Source organism: Viscerimonas tarda, from assembly GCF_054601255.1.
The window spans coordinates 30,979-54,716 of record NZ_BAAHWV010000026.1; the positions used below are offsets into that span (position 1 = coordinate 30,979).

General features: G+C 45.4%; 13 protein-coding genes, 1 tRNA gene and 1 CRISPR repeat array (1 of these 15 running past the window's edge). Of the genes, 5 read left to right on the forward strand and 9 right to left on the reverse strand.

The window, feature by feature from the left end; translation table 11 throughout:
* Window positions 1–442: direct repeats of the CRISPR family, unit length 36 nt; unit sequence GCTGAACACACCCGTATTATGGCGGGTAATTACAGC; it begins 118 nt to the left of the window's first position.
* A gap of 507 nt (window positions 443–949) precedes the next feature.
* On the reverse strand, window positions 950–2,569 hold the full coding sequence (locus ACYPWY_RS11480; RefSeq protein ID WP_459685669.1) for a S8 family peptidase: 1,620 nt from the start codon (window positions 2,567–2,569) through the stop codon (window positions 950–952).
* 127 nt (window positions 2,570–2,696) lie between these two features.
* Between ACYPWY_RS11480 and ACYPWY_RS11485 the strand changes: the two genes are divergently transcribed.
* Window positions 2,697–4,550: an ABC transporter ATP-binding protein gene (locus ACYPWY_RS11485; RefSeq protein ID WP_459685670.1), complete on the forward strand. Its 1,854-nt coding sequence runs from the start codon at window positions 2,697–2,699 to the stop codon at window positions 4,548–4,550.
* A gap of 375 nt (window positions 4,551–4,925) precedes the next feature.
* Window positions 4,926–5,474 (forward strand): DUF5606 family protein, encoded by a 549-nt coding sequence (locus ACYPWY_RS11490; protein WP_459685671.1) that lies wholly within the window; start codon window positions 4,926–4,928, stop codon window positions 5,472–5,474.
* Between the two features lie 182 nt (window positions 5,475–5,656).
* Here the strand turns inward: ACYPWY_RS11490 and ACYPWY_RS11495 are convergent, their stop codons facing one another.
* The 7 genes from ACYPWY_RS11495 to ACYPWY_RS11525 all read right to left on the reverse strand — a co-directional run bounded on the left by ACYPWY_RS11495 (window position 5,657) and on the right by ACYPWY_RS11525 (window position 17,776).
* Window positions 5,657–7,873 (reverse strand): glycoside hydrolase family 97 protein, encoded by a 2,217-nt coding sequence (locus tag ACYPWY_RS11495; RefSeq protein WP_459685672.1) that lies wholly within the window; start codon window positions 7,871–7,873, stop codon window positions 5,657–5,659.
* 12 nt (window positions 7,874–7,885) lie between these two features.
* The gene (locus ACYPWY_RS11500; protein WP_459685673.1) at window positions 7,886–9,598 is read right to left on the reverse strand and encodes an endo-dextranase; all 1,713 of its coding nucleotides are present in this window, start codon (window positions 9,596–9,598) and stop codon (window positions 7,886–7,888) included.
* A 56-nt stretch (window positions 9,599–9,654) separates the two neighbouring features.
* On the reverse strand, window positions 9,655–11,091 hold the full coding sequence (locus ACYPWY_RS11505) for a SusF/SusE family outer membrane protein (protein ID WP_459685675.1): 1,437 nt from the start codon (window positions 11,089–11,091) through the stop codon (window positions 9,655–9,657).
* 25 nt (window positions 11,092–11,116) lie between these two features.
* Window positions 11,117–12,604, reverse strand: a complete 1,488-nt coding sequence (locus ACYPWY_RS11510) for a RagB/SusD family nutrient uptake outer membrane protein (protein ID WP_459685676.1) — start codon at window positions 12,602–12,604, stop codon at window positions 11,117–11,119.
* Window positions 12,605–12,624: 20 nt separating this feature from the next.
* Complete coding sequence (locus ACYPWY_RS11515) at window positions 12,625–15,606, reverse strand: SusC/RagA family TonB-linked outer membrane protein (protein ID WP_459685677.1); 2,982 nt, start codon at window positions 15,604–15,606, stop codon at window positions 12,625–12,627.
* Window positions 15,607–15,849: 243 nt separating this feature from the next.
* Window positions 15,850–17,472 carry a DUF6377 domain-containing protein gene (locus ACYPWY_RS11520; protein ID WP_459685678.1) on the reverse strand — a complete coding sequence of 541 codons (1,623 nt, stop codon included), beginning with the start codon at window positions 17,470–17,472 and terminating at the stop codon, window positions 15,850–15,852.
* Window positions 17,473–17,572: 100 nt separating this feature from the next.
* Complete coding sequence (locus ACYPWY_RS11525; RefSeq protein ID WP_459685679.1) at window positions 17,573–17,776, reverse strand: hypothetical protein; 204 nt, start codon at window positions 17,774–17,776, stop codon at window positions 17,573–17,575.
* A gap of 124 nt (window positions 17,777–17,900) precedes the next feature.
* Here ACYPWY_RS11525 and ACYPWY_RS11530 point away from each other — a divergent pair.
* From ACYPWY_RS11530 to ACYPWY_RS11540, 3 genes are all read left to right on the forward strand, one after another.
* Window positions 17,901–17,982 (forward strand) — tRNA-Leu (locus ACYPWY_RS11530).
* Between the two features lie 321 nt (window positions 17,983–18,303).
* Entirely contained in the window at window positions 18,304–19,902 is a 1,599-nt protein-coding gene (locus ACYPWY_RS11535) for an SWIM zinc finger family protein (RefSeq protein ID WP_459685680.1), read from the forward strand.
* 278 nt (window positions 19,903–20,180) lie between these two features.
* Entirely contained in the window at window positions 20,181–22,808 is a 2,628-nt protein-coding gene (locus tag ACYPWY_RS11540) for a TonB-dependent receptor domain-containing protein (RefSeq protein ID WP_459685681.1), read from the forward strand.
* 14 nt (window positions 22,809–22,822) lie between these two features.
* Here the strand turns inward: ACYPWY_RS11540 and ACYPWY_RS11545 are convergent, their stop codons facing one another.
* Window positions 22,823–23,578, reverse strand: coding sequence for a sulfite exporter TauE/SafE family protein (locus ACYPWY_RS11545; RefSeq protein WP_459685682.1), 756 nt, complete (start codon window positions 23,576–23,578; stop codon window positions 22,823–22,825).
* Window positions 23,579–23,738 lie beyond the last annotated feature (160 nt).

Sequence of the window (23,738 nt, forward strand, 5' to 3'; positions counted from 1 at the left end):
TGATATACTGGGCTGAACACGCCCGTATTTTGGCGGGCAATTACAGCATTTTAAGGGAATCGCCTTTTTGTTTTCCTGCTGAACACACCCGTATTATGGCGGGTAATTACAGCTTATTGACCCTATTATTTGTTCCGCTACTGCTGAACACACCCGTATTATGGCGGGTAATTACAGCCTGTCGATAAAATCGCCAACCGTCCAGCCGGCTGAACACACCCGTATTATGGCGGGTAATTACAGCTTAGATGGAGTTGCCTATATTGGAGCCTTGGCTGAACACACCCGTATTATGGCGGGTAATTACAGCGCAGTCTCCGCTGGAAGCGTTTTGTGCGTAGCTGAACACACCCGTATTATGGCGGGTAATTACAGCCAGGAGTCGAACCTGCAAAATTATGATCCTGCTGAACCCACCCGTATTATGGCGGGTAATCACAGCAAAGAGCTGCATTTCAAAAAAATTGAAATGCAGCTCTTTTATTGCTTGTTCCCCTTTGGGGGTGTGGTCGCTACGAAAACCTCATTCCCACCTAATTTAATTTAACTAAACAACCTCATTAACAATGGATTACAAGATATAATTTAACCTAATTACCTCATTGTTCATACGTTTTTTGTGCCGATAAATTTTTGTGTAAATAAATGAGGTAATGAAGTCGGGTTATTTATTATAACATACTGCTACTGAGGTTGTTTTGTTAAATTGAATTAGGTGGGAATGAGGTTTTTTTATCCGTATTTATCGTAGGGGCGTATGGCATACGCCCGCTGCCGCGAATAGGTTGCAACGATAAATAATACACCTGCACGAATGCGGGCGTATTCGATACGCCCCTACGATGTAATCAATTCAATCATAAAAATCAGCTACAATCAACGGTTCGGACGATTGGTCAGGAGATTGCGGGTCGGAGCCCGTAATGACAAAGAGGCAGGGAAACTCCTCTCAAAATCTCACCTTCTCGGCAACAACAAAATCCTTTGAAGAGATATTTACTATGTAGAGGCTGCCTTTATGCTGCTCTAGTTGGTACGATTTTTCTTTGGTGGAAAAGGTGTCGGCTACGATTGTTTTTCCATCAACAGTGAGTATGCGTATTTGGTAGTTCTGGTTGTCGTCCACATTTTTTGTTACGCGAATGCGACCTGTTTTGTCGGATAGTACTTTGACGTTTTCGTTCGATATAAGGGTTGGGGTTATGGCTGTTTCGGTATCGGATTTTGCCATGTCCAGCGCTTTTATCATGTCGGGGATTCCGTATCCATAGTCGTCATCGGGATGGGCATATTTGTCCGAGGATTTTCTGACGAGTTCAATCAGTTGCTTGTTTGTCAGGTTCGGGTAGGCTTGCCACAGGCAGGTTACCAGGCCACACATAATGGGCGATGAAAACGAGGTTCCCGAGGCATTCCCCACATATCCGTTCCAGGTAACAGTAGAGGCCGAACTGCCGACCGCCACCACATCGGGTTTGGTACGAAAGTCGGACGCAGGTCCTCTCGAACTGAAAGAGGCAAGCGTCGAATCTCTTGCTATGGCGCCTACTGTCAGCACCTCTTCCGAATCGCCGGGAGCGGTAATGTAACGCCAGGGTTTGACGCCTTCGTTACCGGCGCTACCCACTACCAGTATGCCCTTATTGGAGGCCATAGTGGCTCCTTTGCTTATAAATGTTGTTTTTCCGTCGAGTTGGGAATAGCTGTAACTCATTTCCGCCACATCGAAGACCGAATAGCCCAACGAAGTGTTGATGACATCCACTCCCACACTATCGGCAAATTCCGCCGCTGCCAGCCAGTAATCTTCCTCCACCGGATATTCCGAACCGGGGTTCTCCGATTGCAGCAACCAATATTGGGCTTCGGGAGCCGTGCCGATATATATCCCCGGCAAATCGGTCGCCATGCACGAAAGCACCCTCAATCCGTGATCCATCTCGTAATCGTCGTCTTCGGAGTAAATAAAGTTTTTCCGTCCCCGTATCAGGATATTTTCCAGTAGCATATTATCGTCCAAGCCCTTAAATCCGCCATCTATTACGGCAATCTCCATGCCATCGCCCCTGAATCCGGCGCGATGCAGCGAATCGCCGTTGTGAATGGCTATTTGGGCATACGAATTTCCGTAATATCCGGGCATTTCGGCTTGGGTTTTCGGCATCGACCGATAGCCCTTTTTGGTTTCCCCGCCTTTCTTTTTCCAAACCCAGGCAACGTCTTGCACAAAATCGAGCTTTTTTATCTCCTCCACCAGCGCCGAATCCGCGCAATGAACGGTGATAGTGGCCAGCCACTTGCTTTTTGCTACAACCACACATCCCAACTCTTCCAAGCTGGTAATATATTGTGCCGATATGGGGAGATCCGATTCATCGACCGGAATATGCTGTCTTACCCTTCGGGCAATGGCTCTGTCCGACAGGTATTGCTGGGGATTACTGATGCTGAATGAAGACGTTCCCTTATCGTTGAGGTAAATGCGGAACTTATAGGCCGACTCAGCCTGACTGACCGAAATTATTGTCGATAAAAATAGAAGGACTGTAAAAAGTTTGTATTTCAACATATTATTGTTAATTAAATAACAAAAATAGAGAGGAATTTTATGATTGCCAAATATTCCGCTTTAATAAAACAAGAATTATAGCTATCTTTCGCCTCTTTTTTAAGTTTAGCGTTAAAAAAACAGATGAATGAAAGATTTTATTAAAGTACTCAAGCGTTTTATCCCGCCCTATAAACGGCAGCTGATACTAAGCTTCACGTTCAACCTCTTGTCGGCATTGATGAATGTCGTATCGTTCGGATTGATTATTCCCATCCTGAATATATTGTTTAAAATTGACGAATCGAAGTACGAATTTATGCCCTGGTTCAACGTCGGCGCCGAAACAGGAATACAAAAATTTGAAGGTTTTTTTGAGGCCGCCAAAAACAATTTCTATTACTATACCACTTCGGGCATGGATACCTACGGGGCCGACAATATGTTGCTGTTCTTTGCCTCGCTGCTCATTGTGATGACGTTGATAAAAATGGGTGTAACCTACCTCAGCACATTCTACCTGATACCGATAAGTACGGGCGTTGTTCGTGATATTCGCAACCAGATAAATGATAAAATTCTGTCGCTGCCGCTTACTTTTTTCTCCGAAGAACGCAAAGGAGATATTATAGGCCGGATGACGGGCGACGTGAACGAAGTGGAGAACTCCATCATGAAGTCGCTGGATATGCTTTTCAAGAATCCGGTGCTGATACTCATCTATTTTTCTACAATGTTGATTATCAGTTGGCAGTTGACTTTGTTTGTGCTGGCGCTTTTGCCCGTATCGGGATTTATTATGGGGCGCATCGGGAAAACATTGAAACGCCGCTCGACACAGATACAGGAAAAATGGGGCGGACTGATTGCTCAGATAGAAGAAACATTGGGCGGATTGCGTGTTATCAAGGCCTTCAATGCCGAAAAGAAAGTATCGAACCGCTTTCATGCCGGAGGGAACGAACTGAGACAGATGACAAACAGGGTTATTCGCCGACAAGAACTGGCGCATCCCCTAACCGAACTGCTCGGCACAACAATAATAGCCATTGTGCTGTGGTACGGCGGCAGCCTGATACTCAGCCACGATGCTGGAATCACCGCTTCGAGCTTTATGTTTTACCTGGTGATGTTTTACAGCATTATCAATCCGGCGAAAGATTTTTCGCGCGCGGCCTACGCCATTCAGAAAGGCTTGGCTTCGATGGAGCGTATCGACAAAATATTAAGCGCCGAGAATAACATTAAAGACCCCGAAAACCCCGTAGAGATAATATTCGAGAAACAAATTGAATACAAAAACCTGTGGTTCAAGTACCAGTCCAACTGGGTGTTGCAGGATGTAAACCTCGTTATACCCAAAGGAAAAACAATTGCGCTGGTCGGCCAGTCAGGTTCGGGCAAATCGACCATGGTGGATTTGCTTCCTCGCTTCTACGATGTAGCCCAGGGCGGCATAGCCATAGACGGTACCGATATACGCAATGCCAGGGTGCACGATTTGAGGGCATTGATGGGAAATGTGAATCAGGAAGCGATACTGTTTAACGATTCTTTCCTCAACAACATCACCTTCGGAGTGGAGTCGGCGACTATGGAGCAGGTGATTGAAGCGGCAAAAATAGCCAATGCCCACGACTTTATCACAGCCACCGAAAATGGCTACGAAACCAGTATCGGCGACCGCGGCGGCAAACTTTCGGGCGGTCAGCGGCAACGGATAAGCATCGCCCGTGCGGTGTTGAAAAACCCGCAGATACTCATCCTCGACGAGGCCACATCGGCCCTCGACACCGAATCGGAATACCTGGTGCAGGAAGCATTGGAAAATTTGATGAAAAACCGCACAACCATCGTCATAGCGCACCGCCTTTCGACTATCAGGAGCGCCGATGAAATTTGCGTGATGCACGAAGGACGGATAGTTGAACGCGGACACCACGACGAACTGTATGCCCTGAACGGATACTACCGCAAATTATGCGACATGCAACAATTCTGATTTTTTTGATTTGCAGGACAAAACGCCCCGTTCGCGGCAACGGGCGAAAGATATTTCGCCCCTACGGTAATACGGACGCGGAATACAGACGTGGCGTGCCACGTCTGTATTTGTCGTATTTGTATATGTGTAAAACAAGAGCCCATCCGCGGCAGCAGGCATACACACAGCGAGTTTCATTATTCTCATCAGCATATTAGCACATCAGCACATTATTCTCATTATTATCCCCATCCCCATTCTGCCTTTTTCATGCGTTTTCTCCGATAAAAAGATATTTTAACGGGATAATGTTATTGATATTTCAGTAATCGCACTATTTTTGTCAGTTCAAACAATTGAAATTTTAAATTTTAAAACTAAAAACTGGAAATTATGTTGAAGACTATTTTGTCTGTTACCGGAAAACCTGGTTTATTCAAACTAATATCAAGTGGGAAAAACATGGTTGTTGTTGAGTCGCTGACGGAGAACAAAAGAATACCGATTTATGCCCGCGATAAAGTAGTTTCACTTGGCGATATAGCGATGTACACAGCCGAAGGAGAAGTCCCTTTACAAGAGGTATTGATTTCGATTAAACAAAAAGAAAACGGCAATATCGCGTCGATACAGCCATCTGCCAGCCCCGAAGACCTGAAAAAATATTTGAGCGAAATACTTCCCACATACGACAAAGAACGGATTTACAGCTCGGATATTAAGAAATTAGTCAGCTGGTATAATCTGTTGATTACCACCAAAATTGATTTCGAGACAAAACAAGAAGCAGCAGCGGGCGAAGAAACAGCGGATGCAAAAGAAGAAGTAAAAGCAGTATTGCCCAAAGCCGAAGCTCCTAAAAAAGAGAAAAAAGCAAAAGTTCCGGTAGCCACCACCAAAAAAACAACTGTCGAAAAAAAGACAAGAAGCAAGAAAGGCTGAACAAAGTAAGTATCTTTAGTATATAAAAAAAATGGGGCTGTGTCAAAAGCCTGTCATCCCGTGCCTGACACGGGATCTCCTAACAAACATCAGTTGAATGTCAGGAGATTGCAGGTCGAAGCCTGCAATGACAAGCTCAGAAAAAGGCTTTTGACACAGCCTCATTTTTTTTGGTTGTTTATCTACAACTTCCTCAACCCTTTAATCTGCGCATTATCGGTTACTTCCAACAAACTAATGGCATACCCGCCACCGGGCGCTGATTTTTGCGTGAGTTTCGATTTGCTGTCAACGAGCGCTTTGCGTATGACGTATGCCTGCGGATTGGTTTTGTAATCGGCATGGGGGGCATCGGCATAAATGGTGGCGATGTATTTTTTATCCGGCTCCAGAAAATCGAAAGAAATGCTGGAGGTAAATCCTTTCTCGCCACACACATTTCCTACAAACCAGCTGGAACTTCCTTTGGCTTTGCGGGCAACGGTAATGTATTCGCCCGGTTCGGCTTCCAGGTATTTGGTGTCGTCCCAATCCAGGGCAACATCTTTGATGAATTGGAATGCATCCAAAAAACGGTTGTAGTTTTCGGGCAGGTCGGCAGCCATTTGCAAGGGGCTGTACATGGTTACGTACAAGGCCAATTGGTTTGCTATGGTTGCGTTGACGTGCGAATGATTATTCGGATTCATTTTCTCGACATCCATTTCAAAAATTCCGGGCGTATAATCCATGGGGCCACCCAGCAGCCGGGTAAACGGCAGAATGGTAACATGATTGGGTTTGCTTCCGCCAAAGGCCTGGTATTCTGTTCCGCGAGCCGATTCGTTGCCGATGAGGTTGGGGTAGGTGCGGCAAATTCCGGTGGGACGAACCGCTTCGTGCGCATTGACCATTATTTTATAATCGACCGCTTTTTTGATAGCGTGCAGGTAATGATTGTTTTGCCATTGACTGTAATGATAGTCGCCGTGCGGCAACATATTGCCTACATAACCGCTTTTCACGGCATTGTAGCCATTGTCTTTCATAAACTGATAGGCGCGATCCATCCACCAGTCGTAATTGCGGGTGGAAGCCGATGTTTCGTGGTGCATAATCAGTTGAACGCCTTTGCTTTTGGCATATTCATGAATGCCTTTCACGTCAAAATCGGGATAGGGAGTGATGAAATCGAAGACAAAATCTTTTTGATGACCAAACCAATCTTCCCAACCGATATTCCAACCTTCGACCAATACGCCGTCGAAACCGTGTAAAGCGGCAAAGTCGATGTATTTTTTCACGTTAGCAGTTGTTGCACCATGTTTGCCATGCGGTTTTGCCTGGCTATAATCCGAGACGCCGATTTGCACCACCGGAAAGTCGGAGGTGTAAGACCACTCGCTTTTGCCGGTAATCATTTCCCACCAAACACCAACATATTTGGTTGGCTTAATCCAGGAAGTATCTTCAATTTTACAGGCTTCGTTCAGGTTCAGCGTCATATTGGAAGCGAGGATTTCGCGTGCATCATCGCCCACAATAACCGTACGCCAAGGCGACACGGAGGGCGTTTCGATATACCCTTTCGCACCCGTTCCATCGGGAGTCAGATGCGATTGGAACACAAAGGTTTTGTCGTCCAGATTCAAGTGCATGGCTGCATAATTAATCAAAGCGGCTTCGTGAATATTGATATACAATCCCTTGTCGGTTTTCATCATCAACGAGGTCTGTACGCCTGTGGGCGAGAATTGTGTTTGCGAAGAGTTGTCGGTAACAGCGGCTTTCATCAGTCCGCGGATTTCCGACAAGCGCGAAGTCGTGTAATCGTATTCCTGCGTATCGTAGTCGCCCGGTAGCCAATAGGCGGTGTGGTCGCCGGTCAATGCAAATTCCGTCAATTCTTCCTTAATGGTGAAATAAGTCAGATTGCCGCCTTGTTCCGGGAATTCATACCGGAATCCCAAGCCATCGTCGAACAAGCGGAAACGGAGATTGATAATGCGCTTGGTGGTCGTTTGTTGCAGTTGCACCAACAATTCGTTGTAATGATTGCGAATATCTTTTGTTTCGCCCCACACCGGTTGCCAGGTTTCGGCGAACGCGCTTGTTTTTGTATCAACAATTCTGAAACCGTTGAACAAGTTGGTACGCAAATCAAACTTCAAGGTTTGTGCCGTTTTGGGGGCGAAATCGTCAAATGTCCGTTGAATACCTTCCGGCATCAGTTCCAATCCCAATTTGCTGGGTTTGATGACCGCTTGGCCTTTGTAATCGAGCGTGTAGGTTGGAGAGCCCTCGCTCGAAAGCGAAAACGTCATGCTCGCTCGTCCGTTGGGCGATTTCAATTCTTGTGCCACTATTACGGATGCGCTTATCAAACACATCCACAGTATATTTATTATTCGTTTTTTCATCTTCGTATTCATTTAATATTCAACGACAAGCATATCCCAATATTTCAACGAGGGCAAGGTGAATGTAATCTCGTTGCCGGTTTGCGTAAAGGCGACGGCGCGGGCAACTCCCTTGTCGTTATCCGGCGAGGCCATCCATAGTTTGAGCGCCGGTTTGGAGACGGAGACGGTCAATGTTACCTCCGACAAGGTTTCCGGTTCGCGTTGCGTGCCGTTGGTGTCGCGCCATTCCATAGTAGAGGCATTGGTGAAATTGATGAAATGGAACACCTCTTTATCGGCCAGTTTTCGGCTGAAAGTAGCAATCGTTCCTTGTTGCACGGCTTCGGTAATCAGCGTTCCGCCATCGCGCAACAAGTTTTCATAGCCCACCAAGAAATCGTAGTAGTTGGTCAAGGCGCTCTTCAAGGCAGTCTTCATTTGCAGGTTGCTATTGGGGAAATATTCATTCGCCAGATAATGTTCTCCTATTTCCAGGTGCGAGCCGCCGGTGGCAAAAATCACCGCATTGGCCAATAAAACGCCCGCCTCATTCACATAGCCCGTGTTGCTCGATTTGGCATAGTTGATGTAAGCTGCCAGAACGGTATTTTTGCTGTAATTGCTATACGCATTGTTATCAAGAATAATTTGCACTAATTGGTCGAACGACTTATTCGGGTCCCATACTTCGGTGTAGAGGAAATCAACCGGACTGGTGGCTATGCTATTGCCTTGCCCGAACTGATTGACGGCATTTGTTACATGATATTTCTGAGGAAAAGCCTGTTTCATTGCCTCAATAAACGAGCGATAAGTTTCATCCAGTTTCAGCTTGTTTCCGGCATAATCATATACGGCGCCACGGTCGCCAACCTGGTCGATGTGGTATCCATCGAAGTCATACACGGCATAAACGTCTTTCGTGCGCTGTGTCATATAATTTTGCCACTCCACATTGGCCGGATTGGTCAGATAGATGCTGCTGCGGAAAGGCGGGTTGAGGTGCAGCTTGTCTTTCTCGCCGTGATTCGTGTCTTTGTAGATATACCATTCTTCCTTTACGCCATCGGCAGCCGCATTTTTCAGCGCGCCAAACAGCAGGTTGTAAAACATTGCTTTCATGCCCTTAGCGTGAGCTGCCGAGATGTAGCCGTCGATGGTAGAACGATAGGTGGGGCGATCCATTATATCCGGCCACGACTCAGCAGGTTTTTCTACTGTGCCCGCCAAAGGACGGTGATGGTCGTAATGCCAGTCGTAGAACTGAATCCCATTGATGTGGTAACGGTTCATTGTGCTGATATTGTTTTCGATGCTCGCCTTGTTCATTTTCCCATATTCCGAAAGAAATCCGTAACGGGGGAATTTCTTCCAATCGGACGACACATCCACGCCAATGCTTTCCCTGATGACTTCTTTCCCGTCAATCACTTCGTACAAATCGACCAAGTAACCCTGAAAATCGGCGCTTGGAGGTGTCCACGACCAGGCAGCGCCCGAAAGATTTTCTTCTTTTAACACATCGCCCAAGTGCGAATAGCGCACTTTTGTGCTGGGGCCAAAGGATTCCTTTAGCTTAAACTGTACTGCCTCGCCGGGTTTGTAGCAGGCCTTATCCGTACTGATCGGAGTATTGAAATAAGTATCTCCGTAGCTAACCGGATTGTTTTCGGTTTCGTAATAGTCGGTGCAACCAGTTAGTATGCACAGACCAAGTATTATTGATGAAATCATTTTATTCATTGTATTAATTATTTATTTGACACAGCCTCGACAGAACTTTGAGACAGCCTCCTGAATTATTGTTTTTTTATAACCACCGTTTCTTGCAATTGGTCTAACTCAATGGAATAGGTTCCGGCTTCGGTAATGTTCCATTTGTTGTCAGCTCCGGCTCCCGGATAATGGAATATCATTTGTTCTTCGCTTCCGGTTGGCGCCATTCCGGGCTGAGAAGCGAGGAACCACGCGCCATTCCAATCGCTTTGCTTGTCGCAGGTAAATTTCAGCTCGCCGGTATTCAACTGCCCTGTCCAAGTGAATTTATAGGGGTCGCCTCCGGCTGTCATCGGAGTGGCATTATTTATATCCCATTCCTTGGGCGTAGCGCTACCCACCAGATAAATCATAGCGTATGGAGTGAATGGCACAATGTCAATTTTCATATCGCGGGTGTTGAGTGCGATTTTATAAATACCTCCGCTGATGTTCCATTTATAATCGGGATCGCCTGCCCATTTAGCCACATTCAAACCCGAACCTTCGGGTGTTGCATCTATTTCGGGGCGGAAGAATACGGCATCCCAATTTTCCTGCGTAGCAATCTTAATTTCGCCACCCGCCGAAAGGTCGGCATTGTAGTGGAAAACAAACTGGTCGGAAGCATCAACAGTCATCGGCTTGAATGACCATCCGGTTGGATTACCTACAAACCATAGTTCGCTATATTCGGGAGCATCCAAGGCCTCAACCCGAATAGCCAGCGTGATGATGTTGAGCGTAATCCGATATACACCGGCAGTCGCTATCACAAACTTCTCGTCATACGGGTCGTCATCCGATTCGCGGAAATACAATTTAGTATCATCGCTGCCTTTGTTGTACGAAGGTGTAAAGTCGCCCAGGTTGGTAATGAACTTCAACGATCCGGCTGTTAATTTTCCTTGCCAGGTAAATCCTCCGGCTGTTCCGGTAACGCTGTTCATCTTGGTGGCGTTATCTGCGCTCCAACCATTAGGGCTAGCATCGCCTATCAGGTAAAGTGTTTTGGAAACCGGCTTGTAACCGCTCACTTTAAAAGCGACCGTTCCCGAAACCTGTGGGGCAATGCCTTCGGCCCTGACGATAGCCGTTACGCGGGCTTCCAGTTCGGCCTCTTCGTTGGGCGCTATGCCAAAATGATTAATTAACACATCGTTGAGTTTTTCCGTTTTCAAAGAGGCAGAAGTAACACCCTTATCGAATGTTTGTTCCCAACTTGCATCAAAATCCGTTCCTTTTTTAGCCAGTTCCAAGGTATAGGAGATAGCCGTGTTGGTATTGAAATTCGAGCCCGGCGTCCAATTAAATGTGAGGGCATTGCTTTCCGGCGCGGTGATGTCGAGCGCCAGCTCTGTTTCGGTTGCCGACAACACCAGGGGCTGATTGCCTTTGTCGGTATTCATCAAATCGTCATCGCAGGCAGCAAAGCCTGAAGCAACGATGCAAATTGCAAGTATTTTATAGATTGTTTTCATTGTCATCTGTTTTTGTTCGTGATTATTAATAACCGGTGTTTTGTTTCAAATTCGGATTGGCGTCAATTTCCTTTTGCGGAATAGGGAGCAATAAATGCTTTTTGGAGGCATTCACTTTACCTATTGAGTGTAAGAAATCCAAGGCATACTGACCGCCTTCCCAACGGATAATATCGAACCAGTATTGTCCCTCGAAAGCGAGTTCCATGCGGCGTTCGTGGCGGATTTTGTTGCGCATGGCATCCTGATTCAGATTTTCTACATCGCCCCGATTCGTCAGGCCGGCACGTTTACGCACTTCATACAAAGGCTCTTCGGCATCCGTAGTATAACCTTGCTCGTTGAGGGCTTCGGCTTTCATCAGCAACACATCGGCAAATCGCAAAACAATGATGCTGGCCGAATTGGTATTGTAGTCGGGCGATACGGTGAGCGGCGCCAGAAACTTGCGCACATTGTATCCGGTGGAAGACATGGTACTCTTATAAGACTTCCCGTCGAAAGCAGGACAGCCTTCGTACAGAATGGTTTTGTCTTTCCGTAAATCACCGGCTTCGTATTGGTCAACAAATTCCTGTGTCGGTTGATTCCAGCCGTAACCGCCGCCTACCCAGTTGCTATTGCGAGGGCCCATATACGTGCTCAACCAGCAAGCCTGATTTTCATCGCTCCAGAAATCGGCTTTCGTCAAACCCAGGTATTGTATCTCGAACAACGATTCGGTGGTGTTTTTGTTGCGTTCTTCGCCGCCAAAGCAATCGCTGTAATCGGGATTGAGGGCGTAGCCCAAGCTTTCGACTTCTTCGCACAGCTTCACACATTCGCCATAGTTGCCCAATGTCAGGTAAACTTTCGCCAGCATACCGGCAGCGGCTCCTTTGCTTGCCCTACCCAAATTGCTGGTGTTGTATTCTCCGCGAGAGGGTAACAATTCAATGGCGTCTTTCAGGTCGGGAATGATTACTTCGTTGTAAATTCTGTCTTTGCTTACGCGGGAAGAGAACAGATCATCGCCGGGCGTAATGGGTTTCAATGTCAACGGAACATCGCCAAACAGCTGTACCAGCAGAAAGTAATAGCTGGCGCGAAGAAATTTAGCTTCGCCGAGGCAGCGATTCTTTATTCCATCGCTGATATTCATTTGAGGCACATTTTCTATCACAGTATTGCAATACAGAATGCCCGGATTGGGGCCGCGCCAAAGGTCAATGGCCGCAAAATTGTCGGGACCGGCTACGAAGTTGGCCAGTTGAATGGTTTCGATGCCATCGTCTCCTCCTCCTGCACCCACAATACTGTTTCCGGCAATAATGTCGAGCGTCCATATTCGCATGTTGTACAACTTGGGGCGTTGCATGGGTTGATAGGCGGCATTGGTCATGGCAATGGCCGAGTTTTCGTCCGAAATTGTTTCGGCGCTTGGGTCTTCAAACGGTTCTTTGTCCAGAAAATCGGAACAGGAACTCCATATAGTTGTCAGGAGAATGAATCCCAGTATAGCTGATTTTTTCATGATTGTATTTTTTATATTGATTAGAATTTAAGATCAACGCCGAAACTAAGGGTGCGCGTAAGCGGGTAATTACTACTGTCCACACCGCTTTGCACTTCGGGGTCGAAACCGGAATAATTGGTGAGCGTCCACAAGTTTTGCGCCGAAAAATAGACCCGCAAATTGCTCAATTGAGCTTTCTTTGTCAAGGTTGCAGGGAGCGTATAGCCGAACGTTAAGTTTTTCAGGCGCAGGTAGCTTCCATCTTCCAGAAAACGATTGGAGTTGCGGGTGTTCTTGTTCGGGTCGCTATAAATGGCGCGCGGCGCCGAATTGCTTGTTCCCTCCCCTGTCCAGCGGTCGAGTACTTTTTTCGTCTGATTCCGAACGGTGTACATTCCTTCCAGTGTTACGCGGTTGGCATTGTAAATATCATTGCCGGCAACACCCTGAAAGAAAATCTGCAAATCGAAATTGCGGTAGGCGAAGCTGTTGTTCATGGCAAAGTTCCATGTGGGCGTAGGGTTGCCGAGGCAGGTGCGGTCGTAATCATTCACCACGCCATCGTTGTTGATGTCCAGAAACTTAATATCGCCGGGAGAGGTGCTGTTGGCTGGGTCGGCTCCCTGATACTGATAAGCGTAATTGTTTACTTCGTCCCAGGTTTGGAATAAGCCATTGGTAACATAGCCATAAAATGCGCCCACCGGTTTGCCTACGCTATGCGTCTGATAACCGTAATACATCGGCACATCGCCATCAAGCGCTATCACCTTGTTTTTGTTGTACGACACATTGAAATCGGTATTCCATTCCAACTGTCCGGTTAGGTTGCGTGAATTTATGGACACTTCGTAGCCGGTATTTTTCACTTTTCCGGCATTCGTCATAGGCGTATAGCTATCGGAATAGCCCGAACTGATAGGCACGACCATTCCCACCAACATATTGGAGGTATTTTTGATATAGGCATCGAAAGTCAGGTTGATGCGTTGCTTGAGCAGGCTCAGGTCTAAGCCGATATTACCTTGCTCGATGGTTTCCCACTTGATGTTCGGGTTGGGCATCACCAGCGGATAGAGGGTGGATACGGGTGTTCCGTTGAAGATGTATTGTCCTGTTTTCAGGCGCGTTACTGCCGCATAATTATCCAGCACGGCCTGATTACCTGTGATTCCATAACCTGCACGCACTTTAATATCGCTCAGCACATCGTTCTTCTTGTAAAAAGATTCTTCGGACAAACGCCATGCTGCCGAGAACGAAGGGAAAGCGCCCCAGCGGTTTTCTTTGGCAATGCGCGAAGTACCATCGCGGCGAACAGTAGCCGTCAGCAGATACTTATTGTCGAAGGTATAGTTGACGCGACCGAAGAAGGACAACAAGGCCCATTCGTTTCTGCTACCACCCACCGTTGGGTCGAGCAAGCCGTTGTTTAACTGGTTGTAATCGTCCGACAAAAATTCGGTGATACTTCCGGTCATGTAGTTATATACATTGTTCTGGGCGCTCGAACCAATCATCACATTCAGGCTGTGTTTCTCTCTGAAGGTGTCCATATACGTCAGGGTATTGTCCCACAAGTATGTCAGGCTTTTGTGCGAACCTTCGCTCCGGTAAGAACTGGGTACAGGAATCGGCTTCCAATCGTATTTGGGAGAGAAAGACATGGTGTCCCAGAATTTAAAATCAATTCCCCCTAAAGTTTTGAATGTAAGTTTATTGAAGAGAGATACTTCGGCATAAAGATTACCCAGGGCATTGTACCCATTAGTCGTATTCTTCTCTAATTTGGCTGTACCAATCGGGTTGCGCATGTCGCCATAGAATTTTGCTTCGTTTCCCGGGCCGGAATACGTGCCGTCGTCGTTGAGTATGGATTGAGTAGGCAAGGAGGCCATTGTATTAATCACGCTGTAAGAACCGTTCTTCTTCACATCGCTGCTCAGGGTCAGGTTGTTTCCGAACTTCAACCACGAACGCACTTTCGATTCGTTGTTGAACTGCAAGGTGTAACGGCGATACGAGGTATTGAGGACAATCCCGTCCTGATTGAACACGCCGCCGGAAACATAATAGTTACTCTTCTCGCTACCACCGGAGTAAGCCACCGAATAGTTTTGCATGCAGGCTGTTCGCAGCAGGGCGTCTATCCAATCGGCGCCTGCTCCCCAAAGCTTGGGGTCGGCAAAATCGGGACGTTGCCGTTCGTTGTTATTCGCCATCATTTCGTTATGCAGCGAGGCAAACTGCGAGGCGTTCAGCATTTTCGGAACGCTGGTTGCTTGTTGTATGCCCCAGTTGGCGCTCACCGAAATAAGGCCATCGCCCGATTTCCCTTTCTTGGTTGTAACCATTACCACGCCATTCGCTCCGCGCGAACCATAGATAGCGGTTGACGAAGCGTCTTTCATGATGTCGATAGATTCCACATCGTTTTGGTTGAGTGCATTCAGAGGCATGTCCGTAGGTACTCCGTCTATGACCAGCAAGGGGTCGCAATTGTTGATAGAGCCCAAGCCGCGAACGCGAATAGAGGCATTGCTGCCCGGAGCGCCGGAATTGATTATCTGCACGCCGGCAGCCCGTCCTTGCAAAGCTTCGCCGATATTGGCAACAGGTTTATTCTGCATGTCTTTGGCGCCGACAGACGAGAGCGAACCGGTGAGGTCTTTCTTGCGCATTACGCCATAACCAACGACCACCACTTCGTCCAGCATCTCAACATCTTCCTGAAGCACAATGTTGAAATTCACTTGTTCTCCCACAATCAGGCTCTGTGATTTGTAGCCCAAATACGAAAAATTCAAGACCGTTTCTTTTCCCGGGACATCCAACTGAAATTTTCCGTTGATGTCGGTATCAGTTCCGGTAGAACTTCCTTTTACGAATACCAACACGCCGATGAGCGGCATTTTTTCTTTGTCGGTAACAGTCCCCGCGATTTTAAAAGACTGTGCTTTAGCCGGTAATATGCAGAGGCATATCAGCAAGCATAATAATAGGCATTTTTTATTTTTCATAATATTTATAAATTATACGGTTAATAATGCAACACGTACGCACAACGTGCAAAAAGTTCTTTTTTCTTTCATGGTTTTATAGATTTTAATGTTCCTGTTGCAAAAGAACATCAAAGATGAACCCGTTTTTCTTACAAGAGTAAAAAAGTGGACGATATGCTTGTTGTGTTTATTATAAGATATTGATAATTATTATATTACAATTTTGTCTCGATTAAAAAAAAGTGGATGCCATGTATGCGTTTATTTGCTAAACGAGCCAATTTCCATAATACTTTTCTCAAAGTCTTCGCGCGGAATGGCCGATTTGCTTTTAATTTTTGCACGATAGTTATAGATGGTATTGCTCGAATACCTCAAAAATTGGGCTATTTTCGAGCTGTCGGTAATCCCCAAGCGGATGAGTGCGAAGATACGCATTTCCACATTCAACAGTTCGCCCTGTTTTCTCACAAAACGTTCTTCGGGCAACAGCAAAGCATTGAAATCTTCGATGAAAGTGGGGAAAAGATACAAAAATGTATTATCGAAGTTTTGGTACAATTCGGCCAGTTCCTTTTCAACCATTTCGGTGGACTTCAACATCCTGAACAGCTCTTCCAGTTTATTATCGGCAGCCTTGCGGTTTAAGCTCTTCCGGTAAGTTTCCAGTTTGTCGATATAGGTTGAACAGAGGTCTAAGAAGCGCCCGATGTATTCTTCCTTGATATGGTTGGCCTCCGACAGTTTTTGGTTGTAATGTTGCAATTGCCCGTTTAAGCCTTTGAGTTGTAAATTGATATTCGACAAGTCTTTGCGGGCCTTGCTCAGTTTCTTCATTTGCTTGTAAACATACAGCACCGCAATAATCAGGAAAGAGGATAAAACAGCGGTTAAAAGGAGATAAAATCGCAGTTGTTCCTTTTGCTTATTCGTCTTTTCCTGATAGGCGTCGTCAATAATCGGGAATATTTTGGTTATTTCAAACGTACGCATCCGCGCGTTGCAAAAAGTAGCATCTTCCAACGAATATTTGATGTATTTGTAGGCATGATTCAGGTCGCCCGATTCGTACAGCAAAAGAGCCAAAGCTTGCATGGAAGCGTTCTCTTTGATGGCATCCCTGATGTCGGCAATGGCCGATTGGGTATAGTATAGTTTGGCCTGTTCCCTCTCTCCTTTTGCCATAAACACCTCGGCAATGGCATAGTTCAATACGGCAAACAGATGATTGTCGGGTTCAACGGTTTTCAATAAATCGAACAGAATTTTGCCGGCATCCTCTACCTTATTCTGTTCCAACAGCTTTTCGGAATAAACAATTAAATAATGGTCGGTTGTTTTATCCAGTATCTGGAGCAGCGAATCGCGGTAAATATCGCTAATCTGCTTATATTCGGATGCATACACGTTATTGTTGGAGTAATTGCAATACACCTCCTTTTGGTAGTTGAAGTACTTTATCCTCAATTCGTTCGGAAGGGAGTTTTTATCGATGGACGCCAACATATCCAAGGCCTCCTTGTACATCCCGATAACGTTGAAAACAGAAGCGACATTCAACACCGACTCCTTTATGCAATAATCGTTTTGCCAGACACGGGCGATGCGCAAAGCATTCTGGGCATAATAAAAAGCCGAATCGCAATTATAGGTTTTATAATCGCTGTATAAATTGGTGTTCAATTCGTAGGCCTGTTCCTGAGAGATATTCGGCGTTTTGAGCATCTGTTTCAGCTCAAGAATTCTTTTCTCCCTCACATCCATATACGACTGTCTTTCGGTAATCGTTTGGTCTAATTGATTTAAAACAAGGTTCAAATCACCAGAACCAAAGCAGTAAGCAATTGAAACAAAAAGAGATAAGACAACAAAAAGTAGCTTCATGGTACAAGCAAGATTAAAAAGTCAAAAGCAAAGATAGCCATTTTTTGAAGAAAACCTGATAAAAGCTGCCCCTTTTTGTTTGGCGCAGGCATGAAAAATTTTACTGCTTATGCCTTTCGGTAAAGTGGCTGATATGAGCAGGAGATTCCTCCCTTTGGTCGGAATGACTGTCTCCTTTTTGGGAGAGGGAGTAGGGAGTGGCGGCGAAGCCGCCACTCCCTACTCCCCTTAAACCACTAACAGGCGAGTCATTCCGACCAAAGGGAGGAATCTCATCCGTAATAGTGGTTCTAAAAATTTTCAAGCTTTGCCCTGCCCCTTTTTGTTTGGCGCAGGCGCTTTGAAGAAATTTTTGCAATAAGATTTCCCACGGTTTATTTGTTTATGAAAATAATTGTTATCTTTGTCCCCGCTAACCCAATAGCTTTGCGGCTGTGGTGTAATTGGTAGCCACGCCAGACTTAGGATCTGGTGCTTCACGGCGTGGGGGTTCGAGTCCCTTCAGCCGCACAAAAAAAATCCTTTCAATTAATTTTGGCGGGATTTTTTGTTTTATCCGATTATTCGGGCTCACCAGTAATAATAGGAACGCAAATTATATATTGTTTAAAATCAAGTCAATTCATAAAATCAGTTGCGCGAATTCGCGTAATTTGCGTAATTTGCATTCTTCTTGTGTTCGACTATTTACCCTCCCCACATTTCCGGCATGTTCCATGAGCCAAAAATATTACAATTGTCAATTATAAAAAAAAATCTTATCTTCGCTATATCCAAACCACAAAGTAGTATGTTCAAACAACTGAAGATAGACGAAAAACAGTAAAGAAAATGAATTATATAATTGATTTACAAGAAATTTCACCGAATAATTGGCAAGCAAAGTATCAGGGAAATTATGGAATATACACCATAAAAATCACTACTGATGGAAAGAAAATTTCTAATTTTTCCTGTTCTTGCCCAAGTGATGGCTATCCCTGCAAACACATCGCTATTGCTAAAGAAGCGATTGATGAACGCATTGTAGCATGTGATGAATCGGAAATAAGCGTTGAGGACTTGCTAAAAGACGTACCTCTAAAAGAATTGCGCGACTTTATTATCCGGCAGGCCAGATACAATCCGGAACTGACCCAAACTATTTTGCTCGAATTTATGCATAAAGTAAACGATGAGAAAAAGGAAAACAACTATCCTTCCATCTTGCGTCAAGCATTGAAGAACTTATATTTTGACTATGAAGACCTGTATGATACCGATTACTGCCTGAGCATCGACATCTTAGACCAATGGATTGAAAAAGCAAAAAAGCACATTCAACACGAAGATTACCAAGAAGCCATGCTGATAGCCAAAGCCTGCATCGAAGAATACGCTTCGTGGCTGGAGAATACGGATTGTGATTTGATTGAATACATCGAAGTGGATTATCAGCACGCCCCATTCGAGATTCTAAAACAAGCTGCACTATCTCCCGGTATAAGTTCAAAAGAATTGTCCGATTACTGTCAATCCGAAATGGAGAAATCCAAATATAAGGGGACGGAGATGTATGATAACTTCAATGATTTTCTGATGGTATTGATGAAAACAACAAATCCCAACGAGTTTATTGCATTGCAGGACAGGATACTAAGCGAGATTCAAGATAGAAGTTCGTATGAAGCAAGAACGGTTCTGCAACGAAAAATTGATTTTTACAATGCTACCGGAAAACCGGATAAAGCCTGGGAAGTTATCGCCGAAAACCTGCAAATCGAATCTTTTCGGGTAGAACTGGTCAAAAAGAAAATAGCGGGAAACGCATTTTCGGAAGCTAAAAAATTGATTTATGATTTCATTGCTGCTAACCAACAGGAAAATCTCCGGCATCACTTTTTCTCATGGAAAGAATTTCTTTTAGAAATAGCCCAAAAAGAAAAAGATACCCCTACTATTCGTAGTATTTCCTTTGAGTTTATAGAAAGTTACTTTAAGTCAGAATATTACAGCATCTATAAGGCAACTTTCGATGCAGAAGAATGGACACGTGAATTAGAAAACATCATCAAACTCTACGCAGCAGAAAATAAATACTTTAGCCATTCGGTGGCCGATGTTTTGTTTGTCGAAAGTGCGGAAGAAAGGTTAATGAAATACATTGAAAAACACCTTTCAACCGAGAGAATAGAAAAATACTTTACCGGTTTTGTTACCTCCTTTCGGGAAGAAGCGCTTGTTTTATTCCGAAAAGCCATTGACCAATATGCAGAAGATAACACAGGGCGAGAACACTATGTGTATATCGTTTGTTTGTTAAGAAAAATGAGTGAAATTGAAGGCGGCAAGGCAACCGCAACCGATATGGTAAATCAATACCGGATCCGCTATAAAAACAGAAGAGCGATGATGGAAGAATTGAATGGTTTTCAGCACACTATAAAATAAGTGAACAAAGATTTTTGTGCTTTCAGCCACACAAAAAATCCTTTCAATTGATTTTGGCGGGATTTTTGGTTTTTTATCCGGTTTTCGGGCTCACCTGTGCTAAAGCATACGGTTAATAAAGCGCCGTCCCATGCAGGACTAGACTAGTTTTGCCGGTGAACCGAATAAAGTCCTTCGGACTTTTTTCATGGTTTTCCCTGAGTATAATTGCAACATTGTTGCAATTATAAATTATTATTGTATCTTTGTTGCATTAATAACGATTTATAATTGTAGCTATGCAAAAAAGAAATACGAATACTAAACAGATGGTAATGAGTTTATTGTCTGATTCAACTTCGGCGCTTTGCCACGAAGAAATTGAAAAGCAACTGCCCGGGAAAATAGACAGGGTAACGATATACCGAATTTTGCAAGGCTTTTGCGACGACGGCAGGGTACACAAAATCGCCGGTGATAACGGAAAGAGCTATTATGCTTTGTGCCACAGTTGTTTGGCGGGGAATCATAACGACAACCATCTGCACTTTCGTTGCTTGAACTGCGAAACGATTTCGTGTATAGATGAGCCTTTGAGCATCCCCAAACTTCCGACCGGATACAGCATGTCGGGCATTGCCTGTCTTATATCGGGCTATTGTCCCAAATGCCTCGTTCAAATGAAAACATTATCTGTTATGCTGCTGCTTTTCTTCATGCAGTTCAACTTGTCTGCCCAGCAGCAAATCGAGGTAGCGGACAAGGAAACAAAGCAAGCAGTGGCTTATGCCGACGTGTATTTCCCCGATTTAAAAACCGGAACAATAACCGATGAAAATGGCGTTTTTTCAATCAATACCAAAAATCAGGCTATTCTTGTCCAGATTTCCTGTATGGGGTATAAAACTTTTTTGGGAATACTGACACCTCAAGACGGTTCAAAGGTTTATATAGAGCCCTCTCATTTCGATTTGCAGGAAGTCGTTGTTTCGGGAAACAGTTCCAGATTGCAAGGAGAGAACGTGGCAAATGTCGCCAGATTAAGTCTGGCAAATAATGCGGAAACGCAAGGACTGTCGCTTTCGCAGAAGTTGACGGGAGTGGCGGGTCTCAGCAATTTCAGTACTGGAGCGGGAATCGGAAAACCGGTTATCCGGGGGTTGAGCGGCAACCGGATTGCTGTTTTTTCGCAAGGTGTCCGAGTCGAAAATCAACAGTGGGGCGACGAACACGGCCTGGGTTTGGACGAGAACGGCTACGAACAGGTGGAGATAGTCAAAGGCCCTGCATCGCTTTTGTATGGCAGCGATGCCTTGGGTGGGGTGTTGTATTTCTCGGACGAACGCTATGCAAAGGAAAATAGCGTGGAGGGCAGGCTTGGATCGGAGTACAACAGCAACACAAATGGATGGCGCAACACAGGCGCTTTCAAACTTTCCAAGAACCGCTTTCATTGGAGCGCTTTTGGCGGATACACCAGGCATGAAGATTACAAAGATGGCGACAAAAATCCGGTACCCAACAGCCGCTTTCATACTGGTAATTTCAAAACGGCCTTGGGATATATCGGCAATAAATTTATCAGTTCGCTGAAATACAGTTTTTTGAACGAACAGTATGGCTTAACAGTCCTGCCCGAAGGGGTAGATTTGGAAGCCTCCCCTACGGGGAGGTTTGGAGGGGCTCCCTATCAGGATTTGACTACGCATTTAATCAGTTCTGAAAACGCTTTTTTCTTTGACAACGAATCCAAATTAAAGGTGGATTTGGGGTACATCTTCAACAACCGCAAAGAATTTGAAGACGAAGAGGTCGCCGCATTGGATATGAATCTCGGTTCTTTGTCGTACAACATCAAGTGGTATTCGCCCCGATTAAACGGGCATTGGGCGCTAACAGCCGGTAGCCAGGGATTATACCAGACCAATGCCAACAAAGGCGAAGAATTGTTAATTCCCGATGCCACAACTGCCGACCTTGGCGTGTTTGCCGTATCGGATTACTACTATTCCGAGAAATCGTATTGGCAAATCGGGTTGCGCCTCGATGGACGACATATCGCAGGAAAACAGCACGGCATGGAAGATGAAGAAGCCTATTTCCCGAAATTTTCAAAAACCTATACGGCATTCAACTTTTCCACCGGCATTTATCAGCAACTGGCAAAAAACATTTCGCTCCGAGCAAATCTTTCTTCGGGATACCGTGCGCCCAATATGTTTGAACTGCTAAGCAATGGAATTCACGAGGGTACAAACCGCTACGAGATAGGAAATACGGCCATGAAAACCGAAAATAGCTACCAGATAGACCTGTCGCTGGATTATAAAAATGAACACATCGAACTTTTTCTGAATCCCTATTTCAATTACATACGCAATTACATTTTCCTGCAACCAGCCCCCTCTAACTCCCCCGGAGGGGTTGGGGAGGCTCACATTTACTACTACGCCCAAGCCAATGCCTACCTTTACGGTGGCGAAGCCGGATTCCATTTTCACCCGCACCCCTGGGATTGGCTGCACTTGGAAGGCTCGTACAGTAACACTTTCGGCGAAAATGTAGCGCATAATGCTTTGCCGCTGATGCCTTCGCAAAAGTTAAATGCAAGCATCAGAACCAGTTTTTCGGGAGAGAAATGCCTCAAACGATATTCCGCCTATCTGCAATATCAATATTCATTTGCTCAAAACCGCGTTGCCGAATACGAAACAACAACCGCTGCATACAATTTGGTAAATGCAGGTTTGGCATTTGAATTTCAGTTCGGCAAACAAAAAATGCTGTTCAACACCACAGTCAGCAACATTTTCAACCAACGCTATTACGACCATTTGTCGCGTTACAAACAAGACGGCATTTACAACATGGGTCGAAATATAAACGTTCGACTGAGCTTGCCGTTTCGGTGTTCAATAGACAAATAACATGGCTATCTCTCTCAAAACAAAAGCATAACGGTGGAGAGGACGGTTACGATGATGATGAAAGTCCGGTAGTTTTTTTCGGGGATGAGCTTTACGAAATAGATGCCGGTTATGGCGCCGATTATCATAAAGGGGATGGCCATGGCGTTGAGAGACAGTGAGGCCATGGAGATATTATCCCACACAAAGATTTGCAAAGGAAGCTTCAGGTAATTTACGACCAGAAAAAACCAGGCGCTGGTACCTACAAAACTGTATTTGGGCAGACGCATGGAGAGGAGATAAACGGCCATGACCGGCCCGGCAGCGTTCCCTATCATGGTAGTAAAACCTCCCATCAGACCAAAGGCCGGGCCATACCACCACGAAGTAAACAGCTTACTTCCCTTCCCCTTCCGTCCCGTCCAAAGCATGACGCCCAACCCCAGGAATATACAGGCAGCCATCAGATGCCGAAACCCGTTGGGCGGAATAAGTTTATCTACCGCAATAGCCATAAAAAAGCCGGCCACCGCCGAGGGAAGCAATTTCAGGATGTACTTCCATTCAGCCGTTCGCCGGTAATAAACAACCGCTATCAAATCGGAGAAGCAGAGCATAGGCAGTATCAGTCCGGTAGATTCCTTCGCGCCAAAGTTAACAGCCATCAGCGGTATAGCCAACACACTAATCCCCTGTATGCCAGTCTTAGACATGCCAATCAACAAAGCGCAACCAAAAAGCAGCGCCCAGTCGTAAGGAGAATCTATCCACAAAGAAATATCAGGCATAGCAGCAACTTTCAAATTTGTTTGCAAAGATGCGATAAGTAAGTACTCAAAATTAAGCGACATTATGCGAATAGTTAATGAACAGTTCTTTACCCACCGCTGCCACCGCCCTGTTGGTGGAGTAGAAAAGTGTGTCAGTACTCGCATAGTCCTGTGGTCT